24 protein-coding genes and 2 tRNA genes are annotated in these 20,913 nt (G+C 44.3%); 11 read left to right on the top strand and 15 right to left on the bottom strand.

All coding sequences use genetic code 11. The features are described from left to right. The first annotated feature begins 164 nt into the window (after window positions 1-164). The 4 genes from L3V37_RS04955 to L3V37_RS04940 all read left to right on the top strand — a co-directional run bounded on the left by L3V37_RS04955 (window position 165) and on the right by L3V37_RS04940 (window position 1,648). Window positions 165-824: a DUF2726 domain-containing protein gene (locus tag L3V37_RS04955; protein ID WP_005377831.1), complete on the top strand. Its 660-nt coding sequence runs from the start codon at window positions 165-167 to the stop codon at window positions 822-824. Between the two features lie 119 nt (window positions 825-943). Then, complete coding sequence (locus tag L3V37_RS04950; RefSeq protein ID WP_053303140.1) at window positions 944-1,282, top strand: hypothetical protein; 339 nt, start codon at window positions 944-946, stop codon at window positions 1,280-1,282. A 179-nt stretch (window positions 1,283-1,461) separates the two neighbouring features. Continuing rightward, window positions 1,462-1,538: transfer RNA gene (locus tag L3V37_RS04945), tRNA-Val, on the top strand. 33 nt (window positions 1,539-1,571) lie between these two features. Continuing rightward, window positions 1,572-1,648: transfer RNA gene (locus tag L3V37_RS04940), tRNA-Val, on the top strand. 258 nt (window positions 1,649-1,906) lie between these two features. Here L3V37_RS04940 and L3V37_RS04935 read toward each other — a convergent pair. The 15 genes from L3V37_RS04935 to L3V37_RS04865 form a co-directional block, all read right to left on the bottom strand. Further along, window positions 1,907-2,137 (bottom strand): hypothetical protein, encoded by a 231-nt coding sequence (locus L3V37_RS04935; RefSeq protein ID WP_017820907.1) that lies wholly within the window; start codon window positions 2,135-2,137, stop codon window positions 1,907-1,909. A gap of 129 nt (window positions 2,138-2,266) precedes the next feature. Continuing rightward, complete coding sequence (locus L3V37_RS04930; RefSeq protein ID WP_237305936.1) at window positions 2,267-2,905, bottom strand: DJ-1/PfpI family protein; 639 nt, start codon at window positions 2,903-2,905, stop codon at window positions 2,267-2,269. Window positions 2,906-3,070: 165 nt separating this feature from the next. After that, window positions 3,071-3,469, bottom strand: a complete 399-nt coding sequence (locus tag L3V37_RS04925) for a VOC family protein (protein ID WP_237305935.1) — start codon at window positions 3,467-3,469, stop codon at window positions 3,071-3,073. Window positions 3,470-3,674: 205 nt separating this feature from the next. Then, window positions 3,675-4,247 carry a hypothetical protein gene (locus L3V37_RS04920; protein WP_237305934.1) on the bottom strand — a complete coding sequence of 191 codons (573 nt, stop codon included), beginning with the start codon at window positions 4,245-4,247 and terminating at the stop codon, window positions 3,675-3,677. 192 nt (window positions 4,248-4,439) lie between these two features. Beyond that, window positions 4,440-4,889, bottom strand: a complete 450-nt coding sequence (locus L3V37_RS04915; RefSeq protein WP_182016189.1) for a nuclear transport factor 2 family protein — start codon at window positions 4,887-4,889, stop codon at window positions 4,440-4,442. A 128-nt stretch (window positions 4,890-5,017) separates the two neighbouring features. Next, entirely contained in the window at window positions 5,018-5,422 is a 405-nt protein-coding gene (locus tag L3V37_RS04910; protein WP_021033854.1) for a lysozyme inhibitor LprI family protein, read from the bottom strand. Window positions 5,423-5,812: 390 nt separating this feature from the next. After that, the gene (locus L3V37_RS04905) at window positions 5,813-6,064 is read right to left on the bottom strand and encodes a TIGR03643 family protein (protein ID WP_005377824.1); all 252 of its coding nucleotides are present in this window, start codon (window positions 6,062-6,064) and stop codon (window positions 5,813-5,815) included. Window positions 6,065-6,162: 98 nt separating this feature from the next. Beyond that, window positions 6,163-6,663 (bottom strand): GNAT family N-acetyltransferase, encoded by a 501-nt coding sequence (locus L3V37_RS04900; protein WP_237305933.1) that lies wholly within the window; start codon window positions 6,661-6,663, stop codon window positions 6,163-6,165. A 150-nt stretch (window positions 6,664-6,813) separates the two neighbouring features. Then, window positions 6,814-7,194: a hypothetical protein gene (locus tag L3V37_RS04895; protein ID WP_033905190.1), complete on the bottom strand. Its 381-nt coding sequence runs from the start codon at window positions 7,192-7,194 to the stop codon at window positions 6,814-6,816. Window positions 7,195-7,347: 153 nt separating this feature from the next. After that, window positions 7,348-7,752, bottom strand: coding sequence for a DUF1801 domain-containing protein (locus tag L3V37_RS04890; protein ID WP_237305932.1), 405 nt, complete (start codon window positions 7,750-7,752; stop codon window positions 7,348-7,350). A 141-nt stretch (window positions 7,753-7,893) separates the two neighbouring features. Continuing rightward, window positions 7,894-8,226: a YnfA family protein gene (locus tag L3V37_RS04885; protein WP_005377819.1), complete on the bottom strand. Its 333-nt coding sequence runs from the start codon at window positions 8,224-8,226 to the stop codon at window positions 7,894-7,896. Window positions 8,227-8,290: 64 nt separating this feature from the next. Continuing rightward, a complete protein-coding gene (locus L3V37_RS04880) occupies window positions 8,291-8,758 on the bottom strand; it encodes an Sbal_3080 family lipoprotein (RefSeq protein ID WP_005385757.1) in 468 nt (155 codons plus the stop codon). A gap of 414 nt (window positions 8,759-9,172) precedes the next feature. Next, window positions 9,173-9,856, bottom strand: a complete 684-nt coding sequence (locus tag L3V37_RS04875; RefSeq protein WP_237305931.1) for a DUF4336 domain-containing protein — start codon at window positions 9,854-9,856, stop codon at window positions 9,173-9,175. Between the two features lie 249 nt (window positions 9,857-10,105). Further along, window positions 10,106-11,581 (bottom strand): Na+/H+ antiporter NhaC family protein, encoded by a 1,476-nt coding sequence (locus L3V37_RS04870; protein WP_005377816.1) that lies wholly within the window; start codon window positions 11,579-11,581, stop codon window positions 10,106-10,108. Between the two features lie 18 nt (window positions 11,582-11,599). After that, window positions 11,600-12,943 carry a glutamine synthetase family protein gene (locus L3V37_RS04865; RefSeq protein WP_005377815.1) on the bottom strand — a complete coding sequence of 448 codons (1,344 nt, stop codon included), beginning with the start codon at window positions 12,941-12,943 and terminating at the stop codon, window positions 11,600-11,602. A 340-nt stretch (window positions 12,944-13,283) separates the two neighbouring features. On the opposite strand from L3V37_RS04865, the gene L3V37_RS04860 reads away from it, so the two are divergent. Genes L3V37_RS04860 through L3V37_RS04830 form a run of 7 tightly spaced genes read left to right on the top strand, consistent with a single transcriptional unit; the run spans window position 13,284 to window position 20,902 of the window. Further along, window positions 13,284-14,030: a gamma-glutamyl-gamma-aminobutyrate hydrolase family protein gene (locus tag L3V37_RS04860; protein ID WP_005377814.1), complete on the top strand. Its 747-nt coding sequence runs from the start codon at window positions 13,284-13,286 to the stop codon at window positions 14,028-14,030. An 18-nt stretch (window positions 14,031-14,048) separates the two neighbouring features. Next, window positions 14,049-14,606 carry an HTH-type transcriptional regulator PuuR gene (gene puuR, locus L3V37_RS04855; RefSeq protein WP_005377813.1) on the top strand — a complete coding sequence of 186 codons (558 nt, stop codon included), beginning with the start codon at window positions 14,049-14,051 and terminating at the stop codon, window positions 14,604-14,606. A 35-nt stretch (window positions 14,607-14,641) separates the two neighbouring features. Continuing rightward, window positions 14,642-16,126, top strand: a complete 1,485-nt coding sequence (locus tag L3V37_RS04850) for an aldehyde dehydrogenase (protein WP_237305930.1) — start codon at window positions 14,642-14,644, stop codon at window positions 16,124-16,126. A gap of 37 nt (window positions 16,127-16,163) precedes the next feature. Beyond that, window positions 16,164-17,441, top strand: a complete 1,278-nt coding sequence (locus L3V37_RS04845; RefSeq protein WP_054574096.1) for an FAD-binding oxidoreductase — start codon at window positions 16,164-16,166, stop codon at window positions 17,439-17,441. A 17-nt stretch (window positions 17,442-17,458) separates the two neighbouring features. Next, window positions 17,459-18,325 carry an N-carbamoylputrescine amidase gene (gene aguB / locus L3V37_RS04840; protein WP_237305929.1) on the top strand — a complete coding sequence of 289 codons (867 nt, stop codon included), beginning with the start codon at window positions 17,459-17,461 and terminating at the stop codon, window positions 18,323-18,325. Window positions 18,326-18,337: 12 nt separating this feature from the next. After that, on the top strand, window positions 18,338-19,420 hold the full coding sequence (gene aguA, locus L3V37_RS04835; protein ID WP_237305928.1) for an agmatine deiminase: 1,083 nt from the start codon (window positions 18,338-18,340) through the stop codon (window positions 19,418-19,420). 54 nt (window positions 19,421-19,474) lie between these two features. Beyond that, a complete protein-coding gene (locus L3V37_RS04830) occupies window positions 19,475-20,902 on the top strand; it encodes an NAD-dependent succinate-semialdehyde dehydrogenase (RefSeq protein WP_165401695.1) in 1,428 nt (475 codons plus the stop codon). Window positions 20,903-20,913: the final 11 nt, after the last annotated feature.

The following is a 20,913-nucleotide window of genomic DNA, read 5'->3' as shown; positions in this document are numbered from 1 at the left end:
TTAAACGAGCCAATCCAAGTGTGTGATTGGCTCGTTTTTATGGTGAGCAAAATTTTCTGTTTCTCGCTATCGTCGTGGAGCCTCAAAATTGCGAGGTTTTGTTGCTCTGCATAACATTTCCATTTACGCTTTGAGCAACGAGTTGTTTTGGATGCACTTTATTTATGACCAACATTTTTATCATTGTTGTTCTTCTGGTTTTATTCTTCTTTGTTATTCAAAAGTACGTGATTAAGCACGATGACACGCGTGATTATCCTTATCGCTCGAAAGGCCCCCTGCTCAGAGGTCAAGAGGGTGCGTTCTATAATGCGTTAAGAGCGGCGGTAGGGGAGCATGCCGTAGTATTCGCGAAAGTAAACATGTCCAGTTTGGTTACGCCAAAAGAAATCAAAAATAAGAAGCAGTTTTTTGTCGCGAACAATCGTATATCTCGAAGCTATTTTGATTACGTTATTTGTGACCCAAGGACACTAGAGCCGCGCGTTATCGTTGAATTGGATAATGGGCAGGAGCTAAACAAGGGTAAGATAGAAAGACAAAAGTTATTGATTCATGTTTGTAAGACGGCCAACCTGCCTTTAATTGGCGCCTCGATAAAGCACAGTTATCAAGTTGGGCGATTACGTCGTTTGCTTGCGGCACACATTGATTTGATTGAGCCCGATAAAGAAGTGCGTTTTTGTAAAAAATGCGGCAGTCCGATGATCATTAAAACCGCAAGCCAAGGTGAGTTCAAAGGGAGACGTTTCTTTACTTGTAGCCGTCAGCCGAATTGTACATACACCGAAAATTATAACGTTGTGTTTGAGGCGGACGACTAAACACGACAATTAACCAGCAGAAACAAGGGGCTTTGATTAGAGATGATCAAAGCCTTTTTTGTATCAGTCATCAAGGCAGGGCCTATACTTTGAAAAAGAGGGCAGAATAGGGCAGCCATATGCGATACGGATGGATTTTATCGGCGTTGTTCATCGCATCGAATGCTAGTGCGATACCTAATTTGAAACCACTGGAGTGTGAATTGACAGAGACACCCCAAGATCATTTCTTGTTTTACCGAGAGCAAATGGTTTACCACAGTGAGCAGTTTGTCATATTTCAAAACTTCAAAGGCAGGGTGAGCACTCAAGTAGACGTCAAAACAGGAGAGTTGATCCGTACAACCTATATCGGCGAACCATTTAAACCTAAATATCAGATTTTGTTCGGCACTTGCCCTAAGGTATCGCAAACCTTACAGATTTGGATGCTCAGTGAAGTGCCTTACGACAATTAAGTGAGATAATAAAAGTTATATAGATCACACTTTTAAACCCTGCAGGCTCAGTCCTTGTCGATAAAATCATCTGAAAACGCGTGTTGAGTTTACATTTTCGCCAAACGGTTCAAAGTTGGTAAATTTGTGCTTGCACCGTCGTTCGCTTATAGCTAATATCCTCGTCGTTCCAGAGAAATGCGTCCGTAGCTCAGCTGGTTAGAGTATCGCCTTGACATGGCGGGGGTCGGTGGTTCGAGTCCACTCGGACGCACCATTCTGAATTGAATGGTTAGGAACATAAAAATTTGGGTCCGTAGCTCAGTTGGTTAGAGTACTACCTTGACATGGTAGGGGTCGGCGATTCGAGTTCGCCCGGACCCACCAAATTTTAAAAAAGCCCACCTTTTGGTGGGCTTTTTTGTGTCTGTAATTCATTGATACTCAAGTAAAACTACTTCTTTTCTTGTCCCTTGTTTTTGCTCTGCGTTAGCCCCTTGTTAAAGATAAAAGCGCACTACCTGATCCGCAACACAACCTCAAAACCCTAAATGCAATGCATAAGGTGCATACACTTCAAACCCACTAGAGCCGTCTATAAGTCATGTTGCGTGCCACTAGCCGTGGCATTAGAGACACTGACTATTAATCTAAATTATCTGGCGTGTGAAGATTGGTGCCGCATATTGTACATTTGTAGTCACCAGTCGCTTCGCCTTCCATTAATGAGCTAATTATTGCTGCAAATAGACCTGAGAAGAAACCTTTAGCTTTTTTCTCGGTCTTTTCCTGCGCTTTAGAGAAGCTTTCGTACCGATGTAGCGTTACTTCTTTACAATTACAGCAAAACGCTCTTGTCTCTTCAGAACCGTACATTTTTACCAATTGATTTACTCCCTGTAAGTTAATTTCCCCAAGTGGCGTTATGTTCAAGGGTAAGTCGCACAAGACTGATGTGTGACTTACCCTAAACACTAAAACTAACGTAATGTAAAACACCACATGTTATGAATGATTATTTAACGCCTTGTTATCCGAGCTTGCTAACTCTGCTGATTGAATAGTTGTGGCAATCAGTTCTTCAAACAGCTCTAATTGCCCAGCAGGTATCAATTGATTTTGTATAGCTTTTCGTTTGTTTGAGTCAAATAGCCGCTCTGTTAACCAACCAATTAGATACATCAGTGAAAGGCAGCCACCGGCCGTCGCTACATTACCGTCTATCACGAGAGGCAGATCCTGAACATCTCCTCCCATACTTTGTAGAACATCCTTTGCATCTGGGTTTGTTGTTAATCGCTTGCCTTTTAGTAAACCGAGTTCATGGAGGATGAATGATCCCGCACAAATCGAACCTATTAGCTGCCTATTTGGATCAAGATTCAACGCTGACATAAATTCAGCATCTTTTAAAGCGGCTGGAATACCCCGTTTGCCGCTTGTAATAAGAACGACATCTTGATTCGTCACCTCAGAAAGGTGTCCGTCTGTTTTAACTTTCATACTGAGGTGGGAATGATGTTCAGATTTAGTTCCAAGTATACTTACTGTCCAACTGTCGGTTGTGCGCCCTAGCAAGTCATACATAAGAAAGAAATCGACATCCGTGAAATCATCAAATAAAACAACGCCGATTTTATACATAACATTTATCCTTTTGGACTTACTCGTAAGTCGCAAAATGTGTAGTAGGAGGGGGGGGGCATTCGATACACAAGCTTCTGCTAAGCACCGTAAACACCAAACGCGGTGCAAACTAACAATGCCATGTGTACCAAATCCCTATTATAAAACTTTGTTATGTTTGTTTTATGAGCCCGCCCAGAAAAACTCAACCCTAATACCACTTGGGTCGTAACACATTAAATGTTTTGCGGGTCCTGTCTTAACAAGCTCGGGACCAAACTCAATTTCGATTCCCGACGCCATAAATTGATCATGCAACTCATAGAGTTGCTTCTCAGTCTCTACGAGTAAAGCTAAGTGATGCAAACCAATATTCGTTTTTCTGTCAAAAGGAGTGGCGGCATCAGCCTTAGCCGCCCATAGTGTAAGCATGATATGCCCATCACTCACAAATATTGCCGGGTAGTCTGGATTTCTTTTTACTTCACTCCAACCTAATTGTTCAGTGAAAAACTTCGCGCTTGCTTCTAGGTTAGATACGGTTAAACCTACGTGGTGTATGCCTTTTGTTAACACAGTCACTTTGTTTCCTTACTCGTTTTAATGGCTATCAAACAAAGATAACTCGATAAAAAGTAAGCATCAATACACATATATTGATTAACTTCGTCAATCTATTCGAATACGGTAATCCAACTGGAAACATAACATTGTAAACAAGAAACCCAATCTTGAACTAAAAATTAAACTTAGAGTTCATTCTTAAGTACTGTATTAATCAAATACATTAATAGCCATAATATTTAAGCCAGCCTATAGGGCATATCATTCCATTAAAGGTTTGAATGTTCTTATTCAAGCTAACGTCTTCCAATTTGTAACAGTGAACAACATTACTAGTCGAAGTAGATGCTGGTGTTGAATACGTTACAGGTTTAGAAGCGTTTGCTTTATGTATTTCATGTGCTCGCTGCTGGTCTATCGCCACTTGATTCTTATGATTGTTAACTTCTCGCAATCCAGATTCTAGGGGTAGGTGCCAATCCTTACATGTTGTTCCTAAACCATCATTCTGAGACTGATATTCTGATAACGCTACACGAGCTTCATTTACAGACTGATCGATATCGGACTGATCGACTAGCCAAGTAGAAAAAGAATAGTTAATGGCCTCTCGATAGTTTACGGATTGCTCTAAGCTATAAGCATCGGAGTGAAAACAGGCCTCTACCACTGCCCATTGAGTCGATAGGTTTGATAATACGTTTTCAGGTATAAGCTGAAGCTGGCTTTGCGTAGACTGGCAACCGGTTAGAAGAAAAGGGACAGAGAGTAGTTTTAGAAAAAATTTTTGGTTCATTTTAATTTTAAAATTAGTGCAATCTTTTTCATTATCATAATACAGGACGATTGAAGAAAGTAGCATTTCTATCAGTAAGGGAATGTGGCTAACGCACTGATAAGGTGTGAGTAAAGCGATATCAAAGCCCTCAACACACCTTAACTACGAATACTACCGCATAACAAAGATGCTATGCGGTAACGGTAGTATTCAGGCTTGAACAGTTTGTCGCACGTTGCTCTCGCCTGACAGCACGGAAATTCTCTCAAAATCTCGACTCGGGAAGTCAGGATCTACGTACACAAACATACGACTTATCATTTTTCCTTCAAACTCAAATACACTACAAAAACGCCCTGTGGAAACTTTGTTGTCCGGCCAAGAGGTACCATCACTCATTACGCCGCCTTCCTGTCCTTCAACAATGACCTTGTTTCCAGCAGTCGTTATTTGAAAGCCGTCTATGTCGTGCCAGATACTAATCAACGAGCTACTAATCCTATTGCCAAACTCCACTAAGGCACTCTTTCCTTTCGCTTGCCCAAATTTAGGAAAGAAAAAGTCAACATCCTCTGAGAATAGATCCAGATAGCTAGGATCACCGGCATCTATTTTCTCGAAATACTTAACTACTAGCCCAACTAAATCGTCTTTTTCCATAATTATTTCACACCCATATAAGCTTTACGCACAACCTGAACGCTTGCATCTTAAACACCGAGTACATTTAAACTGAAATTGCCAAGAGTTGCGAATCTTATTGAAGTGCTTTGTTAGATGTAATCCGTTTAGCCTACGTATACTCCATTGAAGTACTCGACGCGTTCTAACGTCATTCTTAACTTACACTCTTCAATCTGGACACCTTGCCAGGGTGAGGGTGTGGAAGACAGGCCCGTAAATTCACATTCGGCGTCTCTGTATTTTAGCCAAGCTCTTTGGGCCTTTCGAAATGGCTCTACCAGTTCGGTTTGAGACCATGTTTCCCTTAGTGCTTTTTCTTCCTCACCTATTCTAGCGATTGCTTCCTTGTAACTTTCGTTAAGCTCTTTATCTGCAGATTCCATTTTCTTTTCTACACACTGATAACCAGCCATAACGCCACCGCCTTTTACTTTGCAGGGATCTTCAACATCATCAGAGGCCAAGCAAGGTAAAGAAACCAACGCAAATATCATTAGTAATTTGTTCAAAATTGCCTCCAAGCTCCGAGTGCTTGTTAAACCGTTATCCGCTATTTTTCCTTTTTAATCATGCAGCTTTTTATCTGTGCCTTCAAAGATAAAATAGAAGGTTAGTGATTCTAGTGCCTAAATAGAAGGTAAAAGAAGATTGATACACGGGTTAAATGACGCCTTAATCTGAGTTATTTTTAGTGGGCGTTTGGTGTTAATCTTTTCTGTGGAATCATTAGCTTGATGGCGTCTGAGGATGTTAATATGACTCCCATTGAATTTATTATCGCCCTGAAACACCTAGGTTGAATTAAGTGGTGACTATTCCCCTCCAATCATGGAGTTGATTCAAAGGTAGGGCGATAAATGTTGCGATTAGTAATAAAAATTTATGCCAAGTGCAGTTCGCTATCGCGGCTTATATTGAGTTGGGCAATAACCTCTAATGATGTCTGAGTTTCGTAGCTTGTTGTGTTTTGTATTGCGCCCCGAAACCCTTTTACGCCACAATTTAAAGCTACTTGATTTGAGCCGGCTACGCATAAACTGAATCACGTCGGATTCATTCAAACCAAATTGGAATTCGATAGCCTCAAATGGGGTGCGGTCTTCCCATGCCATTTCTATTATTCTTGACTCAGTTTCCGAGGTCAGTTTCATTTCAAATAACCTATTTTAGAAAAGAGATTTCTACGACGGAAATTGAGTCTTGGTTCAAATGTTCTTATATGCGTGCTTAGTGTTTAGCGACTTAACACCTACAAAAACTTCTCAATGAGGACTTCGTCTACGTATTTCCCACGAACTTTTGCATGCTTCTTCGCGGTCCCTACGGTTTCGAAGCCTTGTTTGAGATAGGCTGATAACGCTCGCTCATTATCGCTGCGAACGTACGCAAATAGTTTTTCGTAACCCTTTTGTTTGGCTACTTCGAATGTCGATTTGAAAAGCTGTTTAGACACACCTTGGCCACGAGCACCGTCACTAACAAACGTACCAATTATGCCAACATGGTCAAAAGCTTTTGTATATTGTGCAAAGGGCTCGATATTTTGGAAACCAATGACTTGTGAGCTATTTTCGGATAAAGCGACTGTAAACACGCCCCGTTCTGGGAAATGAGTAATGAACTCTTTTTCTTCTTCAGGTGTGAAAGGCGTATCTAATACAGTGTATAAACCTTCAATAATGATGGGATTGAGGACGTTTGTAATGCCTTCAGCATCACCTAAAGTTACCTGACGTACAATTAAATTCATGCCACTTAGCTCCTATTAAAATTAGGGCTGTTTTGTACATGAGTTGGAGACTTGCGGCAACAAGTAACGTCATTAAGTCGTAAAGAATATACCTATTACACTTAAACGGCGGTTAATAGTGCTGATTGTTACTTTAGTATTTCTGATATATCACTTTTTAAGTGACGGCTTAACTTCTACAGAATATTTCCACATCACGATCCCGTTTTCTACAAGATCATAACTCGCGCTTTGACCCTCGGAGTTGAGTACAAATACCGGCATTTCCATCCTTGACGTAGCGCCATCTCGGTTGCATGACATGGTAGCTTCAAGCTGTATGCTATTTTTGCTCGGTTCTGAAAGGGTTCCTAAGTACGTGCAGCCGTCGACAAAACTGGTTTTGCTTTTTCCTTTAGAGGATATTTCAAAAGTCGGAAAAATGAATGTTGATTGAGGCTCTGTTACTACCACATTGACTTGATAGTTCGTCGCTGAAAAAGCATTGAAATGAGCTCCAAGCATAAGTAAGAACAAGATTTTTGATTTCATAAACTCTTCTTTATTTCGATATTACTAGTTTGGTTACGGCGCTATTAACGTGACCACTTAATCTAAAACTTTACTGCGGAAGCATTAGAAAGGATACAAAGGTAGAGTAGTTGAATATGGTTAATCGGCCGTAAATAGTTTTATTAAGCGATTTTACATACCTAAAAGAGGTAAGTTCTTTCGCTTTTGATAGGTTAATGCTAATTCTAAACAGGTCTTGATTGAAGCTTCTGGCAAAGGTGCTGATAAAGATAGAATTATTGCTCGATTACCCTGAAACTCAAGTGAGTCACTATACAGTTCGCGGAATGTGTCGACGAGCTTAGTTTGGCAATTAAAGAACAGATAATAACGACTAGGCGTTTTCTGTTTCCAATCCATCCTTACCGGGCTACCTGTTTTCACACTGTAGCTTGGCTCTCCCCATTTTAGAGATTCTTCAACTTCCCCCAGTTTTAATTCAGAAGCGATAGTTAAGACGATATTTCGTAGCTCTTCTATCCGAATACGCACATGTTTTGGATACTCATCAAATCTTGCGTTCACTGCATGGTTCATTGGTATCTCCTATAAATAGCGCTGTTTTGGGGTGAAGCCCAAGCATACTTTGGCTATGTAGCAATTACGTCATAATGTTATTAATCAATAAATCTAGCACATAGCCAAAATACTAAGCGTAAGGGTTTCCCTCGGTTACGTTTAGGATGCTCTGGGTGAAAACATGATGATTGACATGCCAAGCATAGCGACAGAAACCCCCACTATGTCCCAGAGCGTTGGTCGAACGCCGTCGATACACCACAACCATAGAATTGCGACAAAAATATAGACACCACCGTAAGCGGCATAAACTCTGCCAGTTGCGGTAGGATGTAAAGATAGAAGCCAAGCAAACATAGCAAGGCATAGCGCTGCTGGTACCAAAAGCCAAACTGACTTATCTTCCTTTAACCAGAGATAAGGTAAGTAGCAGCCTAATATTTCTGCAATGGCGGTTATAAAGAAAAGCCCAATGGTTTTGACTTCAGTCACTTAAACATTCCTATCTTTCTCTACAAATATATGAGGCTTGTTAAATGGGCAATTGTTCGACTCATTACATTTCGCCCAGCTTAATCTTGGATTGAGCCTCACTCACGGTTTGTTTACCGAATAACAAATCCATCATCGAAATGATTCGTTTGTTGTCTTTACCCCATTTATCTGGATTCGCGCTGTTTGGTGCTTTAAATTCAACTTGTCCTACTTTTTCGTTATTTTTGTAGGCTTTGATCTGAGCATCAGCGATAAATGTTCTAAAATCCCAGCTCCAGCGTGATACGTAAGTAAGTGTCAGCTCAGAGCTAACAGGAGGCGTGCCGTCGCTTACGACTGTGCATTTATGGGCGGTATCCAAACACCAGTCTTGCATCGAATCTAAGAAAACATCTCGCGTGGCGTTGTCTTTTACGATGGTGATTTCCTTGCTCTGATTTTCTTTCGAGATTGTTTCTACCGTATACTTTGGTGCCGCACATGCGGCTAATAGAATAGGCAAGCTTAGAATGATGAGTTTTTTGTGCATCTTATGTCTCTTTTTTAAATTCATATATTCAAACAACTTCAAGATACTGAGTTCAACGAGAATAACTAACAAGCATGGCAACTATTATTAACAAAACCTTTAGAGTAGAAGGGTTTGTTTCGGGAGTATGCCAATGTCTCGAAGTAAATTATTAGTAAGAGATTGCTATAGCGTTATGTTAACTCTTGAACTTATGTCCGTATCAATGTCCAGAATTCTTCGCATTGAAGTTTTTGAAGTGCAATTCTAACGGAATTTTAAATTGCTGCATAATGCTCAATTAAGAGGAACAGGGGATCTTATCGTTAAACATAACGTGTAGTTCTGTAAATTCCCCCTAAGACTAAGCTAAAAGGGCCTAATGTGTTAAAATAGCTTCTTGTCTATTCTGTTGTGTGAGTTTTCAATGTTGTCTCATACTAGCCACTTAAAAGAGCGCTGTAAGAACTCGTCTGCATTATCAAGGACGATTTCACCGTGAGCCATAACCAATATATTAGGTTTCCAAGACAGCAGTTTATTTAAGTGTTTTCGAGCCTCTTGTTTGCTAAACATAAAACTTAGGCGCCAATCCAAAGGCATTTTTCCATTCGGAGCAAGAATACCGGCCCCTTTAGCCACAAACCGCTGCCAGTAGTTAAATTCCTGGCCAGAAAAATTCTCGACGAGGTCAGTAACAATTAAGGTCTTTGAAAGTCGATGATAAAACACACACTCTTCCATTAATGGGGAGCCAGAAAATAATTCTTGTTCAATCTCAGAGTTCCAAGCATTACCGCCTTGGTTAAGTGAAGCGTGAAAGTGTACATCACGGCACTTCTTAATGACTTCATCCGTGCCATAAACTTCTGCGCTAGGATAGGCAGATACCCATTCAGATAAGAACAAGTGGTGTAAATGATTAGGAGCGATTAAGTATTTCACTTGGCCTAGATTGTTGATTTGCTCTCTAATCGAATTTGATAACTGAATTGGACTATGAACCCAAAGGCCACCATCAGAAAGCCTAACAATAGTCATACGAGTGGTGTATGGGAGTCCTAAGAATTGGACGGGATCTCCGTCAAATATCCATATCTCATGGGCTAACTTTTTCATGTCTCTCCGACCGTTAACACTGTATTAAGGCGGCATTTTAGTTACTCAAAAGCTGCCTTGCTGCACAATAAACGCTTCGCTAAGCGTGAACCAAAAATATTAGGTTTACCAAACCCTTATTGAGTGCAGTTGTATATCTTTGAGTATTTTTATACTGAACGGGCGTAAAGTCGTTTTAAGAGGATCATTTGACTTGATAGAACAAAACCCCGCTATTTTTGAGCAGGGTTTTGCAATTAGATAAAGGGGCTAACCGATGATGAAGAAGAAAATCGCGGTTGCAACAATACCAATCAACGCATAAGGAAACTGTGTGGTTGCGTGTTGCATTGCTGTACAGCCTGAACCTTGTGCAGATAACACGGTTGAGTCACTAAAGAAACAAGAGTGGCTCCCTGCCGCTGATGCTGAAAGCAGCGCTGCAACGGTTAAGTGTAGAGGCACACCAAGCTGTTCGCCCAAAGGTAGAACAATTGGCATCGCTACTGCAAACGTTCCCCAAGACGATGCCGTTGCAAATACCAACGCGCCCGTAATCATAAAGATAATCGCAGGGAAGTAAGACGCTGACAGGTAAGGGCTGACGGTCTCAATGACATACTGCGTGACGCCCAATGAGTCGTTGACCGATTTCAACATGAAACCACCAATAACGGTCGCAAGCGGCAGTAGCATAACCTTAATGCCATCATAAACAGCTTCGAACATGTCGTTCATCGAGATCAGTTTTTGTGCGCCGTAAAAGCTAATAGTAAAGATTAGCGCGACGAAAACACCAGCAAGTAGATCGATACCAAAGTACCAACTTGCGGCAACGAGTACGATCATCGGCAACAAGAAGTTGACAAGGCCCATGGTTGGGTTGGTATGTGCAGATACATCGGGACCAAAGTCGACATCTGTTGCACCGTCTGGACGAACTTGACCATTCTTCGCACGCTTTTCTGCCTTTTTCATCGCACCTAGATCTGGGATCTTTTCCATTGCAACCAGCAAAACAATCACCAGCGTTACCCAGCCGTAAGCCATGTATGGAATAGCTTCAATGTATGCTTTGATACCATCTCCCGCTTCTGCTACTCCGTTTGCTTCTAGCAACGAACTGAAGAAAATTGCCCAAGTGGAAATCGGTACGAGGATACAGATAGGCGCGGCGGTTGAATCCACAAGATATGAGAGTTTTTCACGCGAGATTTGGTAACCGTCCGTAACTTTTTTCATTGAGGAAGAAATTGCAATCGCATTCAAATAATCGTCGATAAAGATCAGAATACCTAACGCAAAGGTCATCAGCATCGATTGCTTACGGCTTTTTACTTTCGTGACCAACATGTCGGAGAAGCTTAAGATACTGCCGCCTTTCTCCAAAATAGCAATTAGGCCGCCCATCAAACCACAAACGAGGATGATCCAGGCAATAGTTTCATCCATCATTACACTCATGGAAATATCAACAATCTGTTCTACCGCTTCAGTTGGGTTAAGCAGAAGAACACCGGCAATAGCGCCGCTAAAGAGGGCTTCCACAGTTCGGTGTGTTGTCAGCGCAAAGACCAATACCAACGCCGTTGGTAAAAGGCTCATCCATCCGTAGGCTTCGCCTTCCTCATGGTTCAAACCGATTGTGGTAAAAAAGACAAACGTCGCAACCGAGATTAAAGAAACAATAATGTGTTGAGAGTTGATTTTAAGAGGCGCATCCAGCGCCTTGGTCTGCGTAGTCATAAAGTTCATTTCCTTTGTTTATGCCGAGTGCAACATCCAGTCGATTTCCAATGGAGTAATCGCTCGCTCAAATTCTGCGAGTTCACTCTGTTTGCAAGCTAGATACAAATCGATAAAGTCTCTTGAGATGTATTGAGCCAGCTCACTGTGCTCCAGTCGCTCTAGAGCTTCTGACATACGCAGAGGTAACTCAATTGCATCATCACTGAGAGTCGGTGGACATTGATCTTTGGTGTAGCTTTCACTCGCTAATACTGCGGAAAGTACTACTGCAGCGAGAATGTATGGGTTAACGTCAGCGCCTGCTATACGATGCTCTATACGGCGATTTTTGCTATCGCTGATAGGCACACGCAACGCAACACCGCGGTGGTTTTCTCCCCAATCGGCTTTGGTTGGGACGTAAGCGCCAGGAACAAAGCGACGGTAAGAGTTAACGTTAGGACAGATTAGAGCCATGGCATCGGATGTTTGTGACAGCATCGCTGCCATGGTTTGATAGAAGAAGGCGCTCGCTTGACCGTCTGATTGGCTAAAGTGGTTGTTACCATCTGTATCAACCAAGCTGAGATGAATGTGCATGCCATTACCCGCTTGCTCACTAAAAGGTTTCGCCATAAATGTGGCGTCAAATCCGTGCTGATGAGCGACCTGGCGAATCAAGCGTTTTGCGATGATGATTTCATCACATGCTCGAAGTACATCTTTAGAATGGTTGAAGTTGATTTCGAACTGCCCTGGTGCCGATTCAGATAGGGCTCCGGAAGTGTTTAAACCTTGTTCTAATGCAATTCGATTAAGGTCGGCCAAGAAATCAGCGTAGTCATCTAGTCCATCAAGGTCGTAAACCTCGGTATCTTTTTCTCGAGTTTTTTTCGTGGGGTTAATTGCCGTTAATGGTTCGCCATTTTCGCCGCGGGTTTTGTCTATTAAATAGAACTCCAGCTCGAGCGCGACACAAGGATATTGGTCTTTAGCATGCAGTGTTTGCAATATAGAAGCGAGAATGTTTCGGATGAACAGTGGGTTAGGGTGCTGCCCGGTTTCATCCATCATACTAAGCAGTAGCTGACCAACTTGTTCTTTTGCCGTCGGCATTAAGGTGCCGCTGATTGGATAGCAGAGATTATCTGGTTCTCCGAGATCTTCTCCCAACCCGGCCGTTTCAACGACGTTACCTTTGGTATCTAGGGTGATGGTCGAAAGGGGGAGGGCAACACCTTTATTCAGTTTTTCTAGAGCATCTATCGGGATGCGTTTTCCTCTTGGGGTGGCATTTATATCGGTAAAGATGAGATCGATAAATTCAATATCGGGCCATTTTTGTTTAAAATTTTGTACTTCCTGTAGATACGATTCCATTTTCTTCTCCAAATAGCCTGACGAGTAGAAATTAGAAATAACCAAATTAACAAATAAATTACAGCACTCTGAACGAGTTGTTTGTTTTTCAGGTTATTTTTAATTTAAACATGCACTTACACTGTGCTTTTGATGTTTAACGGCTGGTTTTTATGTCTTTCTGTTAACTATTTTGTAACAGTTGATTTTGTTCTGTTCAATATAATGAGCATAAATATTCAGTTTTGAAGCCTAAAAAGTGCGTCAGATCACGTTGTGACGATAATAATGGTCATCTGTGTTGATAATTTTGTACATGGTTTGTAGGGTTTGTGTTAAATAAATTGAACACGGACATATCATGGCAGATACACACAAACCCATCATTGGTGTGGTTAGCTGCGCTAAAGAGTTGGGTGGCTATCAGATACAAGCGGTCAACGACTTTTACCTTCGCGCCATAAAGGATTTTGGAGGACTACCGATTATGTTGGCTCCCGACATGTCGGGCGATGACGTAACCACCATCCTAGACATATGTGATGGTTTTCTTTTTCCTGGCAGCCACTCTAACGTTGCGCCACATCGATACAATGCAACGCACGAAGAGAGCTACAAAGATGAAGCTCGTGATGAGCTCTCATTCACGTTAATTCGTCATGCGGTTGACCAAAACATTCCGTGCCTTGGTATTTGCCGCGGCTTTCAAGAGATGAATGTCGCACTCGGTGGCTCGTTAAACCCAGCCGTTCATGACTCCGGCTTCAATGACCATCGTGAAGCGCCTGTTGAAGATTTCGAACAAAAATACGCGCCAGCACACGCTGTGCTAGTTCAAAAACAGAGCTTATTTGAACAATGGCTGGTGCAAAATCATTGGGAAAACACCACCTTCTTTGAAGTGAACACACTACACAACCAAGGCGTCGATCAGCTTGCTCCCCTATTACAAGTAGAAGCTAAAGCCCCGGATGGCTTGGTAGAAGCATTTAGTCTTCCTAATCAAAAATTTTTCGTTGGCGTGCAGTGGCACCCAGAATGGGAAGCAAAAACCAATCATTTCTCTCAAATTTTGTTCAATGAATTTATGATGGCTACCTCTCGTTAAACGTTTGGAGCTGTATGAATGGACAATCAAGAGATTGGTAAAAATATTGTTCAGTTACGAAAAAAACATGGATTGTCACAAAGGGAACTAGCCGAGCGCGCTGGTATTACCCACAGTGCGATCTCATCCATTGAAAATGGCAAAGTGAGCCCGTCGGTCAGCTCACTACAAAAAATCGTTAATGTATTTTCTTTATCGTTATCAGAGTTTTTCACTTTTGAACAACCTTCGAACGATGAAGTGAAAGTAGTCATCAAGCCGTCAGATCTTGTGGAAATCGGGAGCGAGACGGTGTCCATGAAACTGGTAACGAATGGCGACAAAGATCAAGTCATCGGATTCTTGATCGAGGAATACGCACCTTATGGAACCACTGGTGCGGCAGAAATCAAACACGAAGGCGAAGAGATTGGCACCGTATTAGAGGGTGAAATCACTCTGGAATATAAAGGGCAATCTCATGTCATAACAGCGGGCGAGTCGTACATTATTGATACGACGAAGCCCCATCGATTTACTAATCACACAGACAAGGCTTGTCGAATGATAAGTGCGCATACGCCAACCACATTTTAGTGGGGGCTTGCCTTGTGTGATCACAAGGAGAGCGTATGAAAACCCAAGAGCAATGGATTGAACTAAAAAACAATCTAAACATCGAAAACAGGGCGTACATTAACGGTGAATACAGTGCCGCTTTAACAGGGCAAACCATCCCGGTAGTTAACCCAGCAACAGATGAGATATTCACCGAAATCGCCCGTTGCCAAAATGAAGATGTTGATCTCGCGGTTTCATACGCTCGCCAAGCATTTCAATCCGGTCAGTGGAGCGAGAGCAGCCCAGCTCATCGCAAAGCAGTGCTTAAACAGTTTGCTGACTTGATTGATCAAAACCAAGAAGAATTGGCTCTGCTAGAAACGCTTGATACCGGTAAGCCTATCTCTCACAGCTTCTCTACCGATATCCCTGGTGCGGCGAGTGCATTACGTTGGTACGCAGAAGCAATCGACAAAGTATACGGCGAAGTTGCCCCAACCGAAAAAGATGTACACGCTTTTATTTCTCATCAACCAATTGGTGTGGTTGCTGCGGTTGTACCGTGGAACTTCCCCCTTTGGCTTGCGTGCTGGAAGCTTGGTCCTGCTTTAGCCGCTGGTAACAGCGTGATTCTAAAACCGTCAGAAAAATCTTCTCTCACCGCGATATTTCTAGGTCAACTTGCTTCTCAAGCGGGCTTACCAACAGGCGTTTTCCAAGTCGTTACGGGTTTTGGTCATGAAGCTGGCGACGCGCTGGCGAAACACCAAGACGTAGACTGCATCGCCTTCACAGGCTCGACGCGCATTGCAGGCCAACTGATGGTCAGATCGGGTGAGAGCAACCTAAAGCGCGTGTTTGCAGAAGCGGGCGGCAAGAACGCGAACATCGTGTTTGAAGATTGTGATGATTTAGACCGCGCAGCAGCAGAAACCGCCGCAGGGTGTTTCTACAACCAAGGTGAGGTGTGCGTCGCGGCAACCCGCCTGCTTGTTCACGAAAGCATCAAAGATCAGTTCTTAGAAAAAGTTATTCAAGCGTCGAAAGCGTTCACGCCAAAAGACCCAATGGACCCAAGTTCATCCATGGGAGCGCTCATCGACCAAGATCATAAATCAAAAGTGTTGGAATACATCTCGTTAGGTGAATCAGAAGGTGCAAACGTACGTTGTGGCGGCGATGTCGATGGGCAAGGTGCATTTGTTTCCCCAACCATTTTAGACAACGTCGACAACAAGATGCGTCTCGCTCAAGAGGAAATTTTTGGTCCGGTGCTGTGTGTCATTCCATTCAAAGACGAAGCGCAAGCAATTGAGATCGCTAACGATTCGAAGTACGGCTTAGGTGCTGCACTTTGGAGTAGCAATATCAACCGCGTTCATCGCGTAGCAAAACGACTGCAAGCCGGCTCGGTTTGGGTCAACAACTATAACGAAGGTGACATGACGGTTCCATTTGGTGGATTCAAAATGAGCGGAAACGGTCGAGACAAGTCTCTCCACGCGATTGAAAAATTCACCGAAACCAAAACCACTTGGATTCGCCTCCATCCTTAAGCCTGCTGACGATTACGATAAATAAAGGAATAGTTCTATGAACAAGCATACGGATTCGTTCTACGCGCACTCTGTGCCAAACATGCCGGAATACCCACAGTTGCAAAACGACATCGAGTGCGATGTGTGTGTAGTCGGTGCGGGATTTTCTGGTCTTTCTTCTGCACTGCACCTAGCGGAAAAAGGTTTTAAAGTTGTTGTGCTAGAAAGCGCAAAAGTGGGCTTTGGGGCAACTGGTCGTAACGGCGGCCAAATCGTTAATAGCTACAGCCGAGATGTTGACGTGATTGAAAGCCGTTACGACCAAAACCAAGCCAAAGCTCTGTGCGATATGATTTTTGAAGGCGGCGATATCATCCGTGGTCTGATCGACAAATACGACATCAACTGTGATTACAAGCAAGGTGGTTTGTTCACGGCACTGAATAGTAAACAACTCAAAGGGCTAGAAGAGCATAAGAAGAACTGGGAGCGTTACGGCAACGACCAACTGACACTGCTTGACGCAGGAGAAGTAGAACAAGCGGTAGGGACCAAAGTGTACACTGGTGGCTTGTTGGATATGCGCGGTGGTCACATTCACCCGCTTAAACTCGCGTTAGGTGAAGCCGCTGCGTTTATTTCTCTGGGTGGCCAAATCTTTGAGCAGTCGGCGGTCGTGTCGATTGACAAAGGGATTAACCCAGTAGTCAAAACGGCGCAAGGTAGCGTGAAGAGCAAGTACGTGGTTTTGGCAGGTAACGCGTATCTTGGTGGGTTGGCACCAAACATCAGCAACAAAGCGATTCCGTGTGGCACACAAGTGGTGGCGACTCAGCCTTTGAGTGATGAGCAGCTAAAACAAGTGCTGACCAGTGACTACTGCGTTGAAGACTGTAACTACTTGCTGGACTACTTCCGCTTAACCGCCGACAAGCGTTTGTTATTCGGAGGTGGTGTGGTTTACGGCGCACGTGACCCAGAAAACATTGAAGCATTGATTCGTCCGAAGATGGAGAAAGTCTTCCCACAGTTGAAAGGCATCAAGATTGATTATACCTGGACGGGTAACTTCTTGCTGACTTACTCACGCATGCCGCAATTTGGCTCGTTTGCAGACAACATTTACTACCTACAAGGCTACAGCGGTCACGGTGTAACGTGTACTCACCTCGCAGGCAAGTTGCTGGCAGAAGCATTGACCGGACACGCTGAACGTTTCGATGCGTTTGCTGCACTGAAACATTACTCCTTCCCAGGTGGCCGCCACTTCCAAATTCCGTTTACGGCAATGGGTGCGGCTTACTACAACCTACGTGACAAACTGGCGATTTAAGAGATAAGGAATATCCAATGAGCAAAGTGGTGAAATTTGCAGCCCTTCAACTGACGAAAAGCTGGGATCTGGAAGACAACTTAGCCAAAGCAAAAAAGGCGATTCGTGAAGCAGCACAAAACGGTGCGAACGTGATTCTTCCACAAGAGTTGTTTGCTGCGCCTTACTTCTGCAAAAGACAAGAAGCGAAGTATTTCGAGCTTGCAGAAGAAACGGAGAATTGTCGTCTTATTAAAGAGATGAGTGCGTTGGCTAAAGAGCTCGGCGTGGTGATTCCAGTCAGCTACTTTGAAAAAGCGGGCAACACGTTTTTTAACTCGCTAGTGATGATTGATGCCGATGGTACGGTACTAGATAACTACCGCAAGTCACACATTCCTGACGGCCCGGGCTACAGCGAGAAGTACTACTTTAGCCCTGGCGATACCGGTTTCAAAGTGTGGCAAACCAAGTTCGGTAAGTTTGGTGCTGGCATTTGCTGGGACCAATGGTTTCCGGAGCTTGCGCGCAGTTTGGCTCTACACGGGGCTGAAGCGATTTTCTACCCAACTGCAATCGGTTCTGAGCCTCAAGATCCAACTCTGGACTCGCGTGATCACTGGCAACGTACAATGCAAGGTCACTCGGCAGCAAACCTCGTTCCAGTGATTGCGTCAAACCGAGTGGGTATTGAAGTCGATGATGGTATCGAGACCACGTTCTACGGCTCTTCTTTTATCACGGACCACACTGGTGCAAAAATTGCCGAAGCACCGCGTGAAGGTGAAACCATCATTTACGCAGAAATCGACCTCGCTACGACAGCGAAAGCGCGTCACGCGTGGGGCTTGTTCCGCGACCGTCGTCCAGACCTTTACACCAGCGTTGGCAAGCTGGCTGTTTAAGGAGGCGTTAGTATGAAGTTATCGACAACACCAGCGCAAGATGGCTTCTATTTTCCGGCTGAGTTTCAGCCGGTTAGTGAAGTTTGGCTAGCGTGGCCAGAAAGGAAAGACAACTGGCGTGATGACGCATTACCCGCGCAAGAAACCTTCGCCAGAATCGCGAACTTAATCGCGGAAGTGACCAAAGTGTGTGTGGCGGTGTGCTCGCACAACTTTGACCGAGCGCGTCAAATGCTTCACTCAGATGTACGTTTGGTGGAAATCCCATTTAACGATGCGTGGATGCGAGACATCGGGCCGACCGTGCTTGTTAACCAAGCGGGCGAGCGCCGTGGGATTAGTTGGCAATTCAACGCGTGGGGCGGCGAATACAACGGCCTTTACGACAACTGGCAGCAGGACGATCTTGTCGCTGGTTCGGTGTGCGACATCATCGGTATTGATCATTACCGCGCACCGTTTGTACTTGAAGGTGGGGCGATTCACACCGATGGTGAAGGCACGCTTTACACCACAGAAGAGTGCTTACTCAGCCCAGGACGTAATCCGCAGTTGAGCAAAGCGCAAATCGAAGAGCAGTTAAAGGTCTACCTCGGTATCGAAAAAGTCATTTGGTTGCCAAATGGTTTATTCAATGACGAAACAGACGGCCATATCGACAACCTGATGCACGTTATCGCACCGGGTAAAGTGGTACTAAGTTGGACCGATGACCCAAGCGATCCGCAATACGCGTTATCTCGTCAAGCGGAACAAGTACTGAAATCTCAGCACGATGCGAGAGGGCGCGAGATTGAAATTGTCCGTTTGCCATTACCGGGTCCGTTGCATTACAGCGAGCGCGAAGCCAATGGCATTGACGCCAGTTCAGGAATGAGTCGACAAGCTGGCGAACGCCTAAGTGCCTCTTATGCCAACTTTCTTATCGTCAACGAGCATGTGTTCTTGCCGATGCTGGACGAAGAGACCGACGCTATGGCGATCGATATTTTGCAAAACGCGATGCCGGAATACCAAATCATCGCGATACCGTCGAGAGAGGTTCTACTCGGCGGAGGGAACATTCACTGTATTACGCAGCAGATCCCTGCTTAAACATAAACTCGCCGCTGGCTTAGCGGCGATGATGAGTTGTCAAAAGGAATGACCATGCAACAGATACAAAACCAAAGCCTTGTTTCGTTTATGGTAGCGAATCCACAACAGGGCATTGCAGTGACTAATCCGGCGACCGGAGAACTCCTCGGGTACGCACCAGTCTCAACCGAAAACGACATTTTAAATGGCATTGAACGTGCCAGTGTGGCGCAGAAAGAGTGGGCGGCACTGCCAGCAAAAATGCGTGCTGGCATGCTCAATCGTTGGTTCCAACTCCTGTTAGAAAACAAAGCCGACCTTGGCCGTTTGATGACGTTAGAGCAAGGTAAGCCGCTAGCGGAAGCTCAAGGTGAAGTGCTTTACGGTGCGAGCTTTATCGAATGGTTTGCTGAAGAAGCGAAACGTACCTACGGTGAGACGATTCCTGCCCCAAGTGCAGACAAGCGTTTGGTGACCATCAAACAGCCAATTGGTGTTGCCTGTGCGATTACGCCTTGGAACTTCCCAATTGCGATGATCACGCGCAAAGCAGGGCCAGCTTTAGCGGCAGGCTGTAGCTTTGTGGTGAAGCCATCTGAATCTACGCCGCTGTCTGCGTTTGCGGTCGCAGAGCTTGCCTATCAAGCGGGTATCCCACGCGATGTGCTGCAAGTGGTTCTCGGTGAAAATTCACGTCAGGTAGGCGCTATTTTCACTTCGCATCCGTTGATTCGCAAGTTGTCTTTCACTGGCTCTACCCAAGTTGGTAGTGTGCTGATGCAGCAAAGCGCGGCGGACATTAAACGTACCTCAATGGAGCTCGGTGGCAACGCGCCGTTTATCGTATTCGATGATGCCGACATTGATGCAGCCGTGGCGGGTGCGATGGCGTCGAAGTTCCGTAACGCAGGCCAAACGTGTGTTTGTGCGAACCGTTTCTATGTACACAGCAAAGTGTATGACGAATTCGTTGCTAAGTTTGACGCTGCGGTTCAGCAGCTCAAAGTTGGTAACGGATTGGAAGAGGGGGTCAACATTGGTCCAGTGATCAGCGAGTCAGCGAAGCAAGGCATTCAAGCGTTGATCGATGGTGCTATCGAGCAAGGTGCGAAGCCGGTTTCAGAACTTAAGAAGCTCGATGGTCTATTTATGCAGCCAGTGGTTCTCAAAGACGTTACTCACGACATGAAGATTGTCTCTGAGGAAATCTTTGGCCCTGTCGCGCCAGTGATTCGTTTTGACAGCGACGAACAGCTGATCGAAATGGCGAACGACACCATCTACGGCCTTGCGTCGTACTTCTACAGCCAAAACATTCACCGTGTTTGGAAAATCGCAGAAGCGCTCGAATACGGCATGGTCGGCATTAACGAAGGTATGATCTCTACTGAAGTGGCTCCTTTCGGTGGTGTTAAGCAGTCCGGTATCGGACGCGAAGGAGCAAAACAAGGTATCGATGAATACATGGACGTGAAATATCTCTGCTTTGGCGGCAACTAATTAAGGACAAA

Origin of the sequence: Vibrio sp. D54, from assembly GCF_021728075.1 — a bacterium.
GTDB lineage: Bacteria > Pseudomonadota > Gammaproteobacteria > Enterobacterales > Vibrionaceae > Vibrio > Vibrio alginolyticus.
This window is presented reverse-complemented; position numbering and strand designations above follow the sequence as displayed.

Coding starts and splice junctions, on each gene's coding strand:
- L3V37_RS04955 (WP_005377831.1), top strand. CDS start 165: ATGACCAACATTTTTATCATTGTTGTTCTTCTGGTTTTATTCTTCTTT.
- L3V37_RS04950 (WP_053303140.1), top strand. CDS start 944: ATGCGATACGGATGGATTTTATCGGCGTTGTTCATCGCATCGAATGCT.
- L3V37_RS04935 (WP_017820907.1), bottom strand. CDS start 2,137: ATGTACGGTTCTGAAGAGACAAGAGCGTTTTGCTGTAATTGTAAAGAA.
- L3V37_RS04930 (WP_237305936.1), bottom strand. CDS start 2,905: ATGTATAAAATCGGCGTTGTTTTATTTGATGATTTCACGGATGTCGAT.
- L3V37_RS04920 (WP_237305934.1), bottom strand. CDS start 4,247: ATGAACCAAAAATTTTTTCTAAAACTACTCTCTGTCCCTTTTCTTCTA.
- L3V37_RS04915 (WP_182016189.1), bottom strand. CDS start 4,889: ATGGAAAAAGACGATTTAGTTGGGCTAGTAGTTAAGTATTTCGAGAAA.
- L3V37_RS04905 (WP_005377824.1), bottom strand. CDS start 6,064: ATGAAACTGACCTCGGAAACTGAGTCAAGAATAATAGAAATGGCATGG.
- L3V37_RS04900 (WP_237305933.1), bottom strand. CDS start 6,663: ATGAATTTAATTGTACGTCAGGTAACTTTAGGTGATGCTGAAGGCATT.
- L3V37_RS04895 (WP_033905190.1), bottom strand. CDS start 7,194: ATGAAATCAAAAATCTTGTTCTTACTTATGCTTGGAGCTCATTTCAAT.
- L3V37_RS04890 (WP_237305932.1), bottom strand. CDS start 7,752: ATGAACCATGCAGTGAACGCAAGATTTGATGAGTATCCAAAACATGTG.
- L3V37_RS04880 (WP_005385757.1), bottom strand. CDS start 8,758: ATGCACAAAAAACTCATCATTCTAAGCTTGCCTATTCTATTAGCCGCA.
- L3V37_RS04875 (WP_237305931.1), bottom strand. CDS start 9,856: ATGAAAAAGTTAGCCCATGAGATATGGATATTTGACGGAGATCCCGTC.
- L3V37_RS04870 (WP_005377816.1), bottom strand. CDS start 11,581: ATGACTACGCAGACCAAGGCGCTGGATGCGCCTCTTAAAATCAACTCT.
- L3V37_RS04865 (WP_005377815.1), bottom strand. CDS start 12,943: ATGGAATCGTATCTACAGGAAGTACAAAATTTTAAACAAAAATGGCCC.
- L3V37_RS04860 (WP_005377814.1), top strand. CDS start 13,284: ATGGCAGATACACACAAACCCATCATTGGTGTGGTTAGCTGCGCTAAA.
- puuR (WP_005377813.1), top strand. CDS start 14,049: ATGGACAATCAAGAGATTGGTAAAAATATTGTTCAGTTACGAAAAAAA.
- L3V37_RS04850 (WP_237305930.1), top strand. CDS start 14,642: ATGAAAACCCAAGAGCAATGGATTGAACTAAAAAACAATCTAAACATC.
- L3V37_RS04845 (WP_054574096.1), top strand. CDS start 16,164: ATGAACAAGCATACGGATTCGTTCTACGCGCACTCTGTGCCAAACATG.
- aguB (WP_237305929.1), top strand. CDS start 17,459: ATGAGCAAAGTGGTGAAATTTGCAGCCCTTCAACTGACGAAAAGCTGG.
- aguA (WP_237305928.1), top strand. CDS start 18,338: ATGAAGTTATCGACAACACCAGCGCAAGATGGCTTCTATTTTCCGGCT.
- L3V37_RS04830 (WP_165401695.1), top strand. CDS start 19,475: ATGCAACAGATACAAAACCAAAGCCTTGTTTCGTTTATGGTAGCGAAT.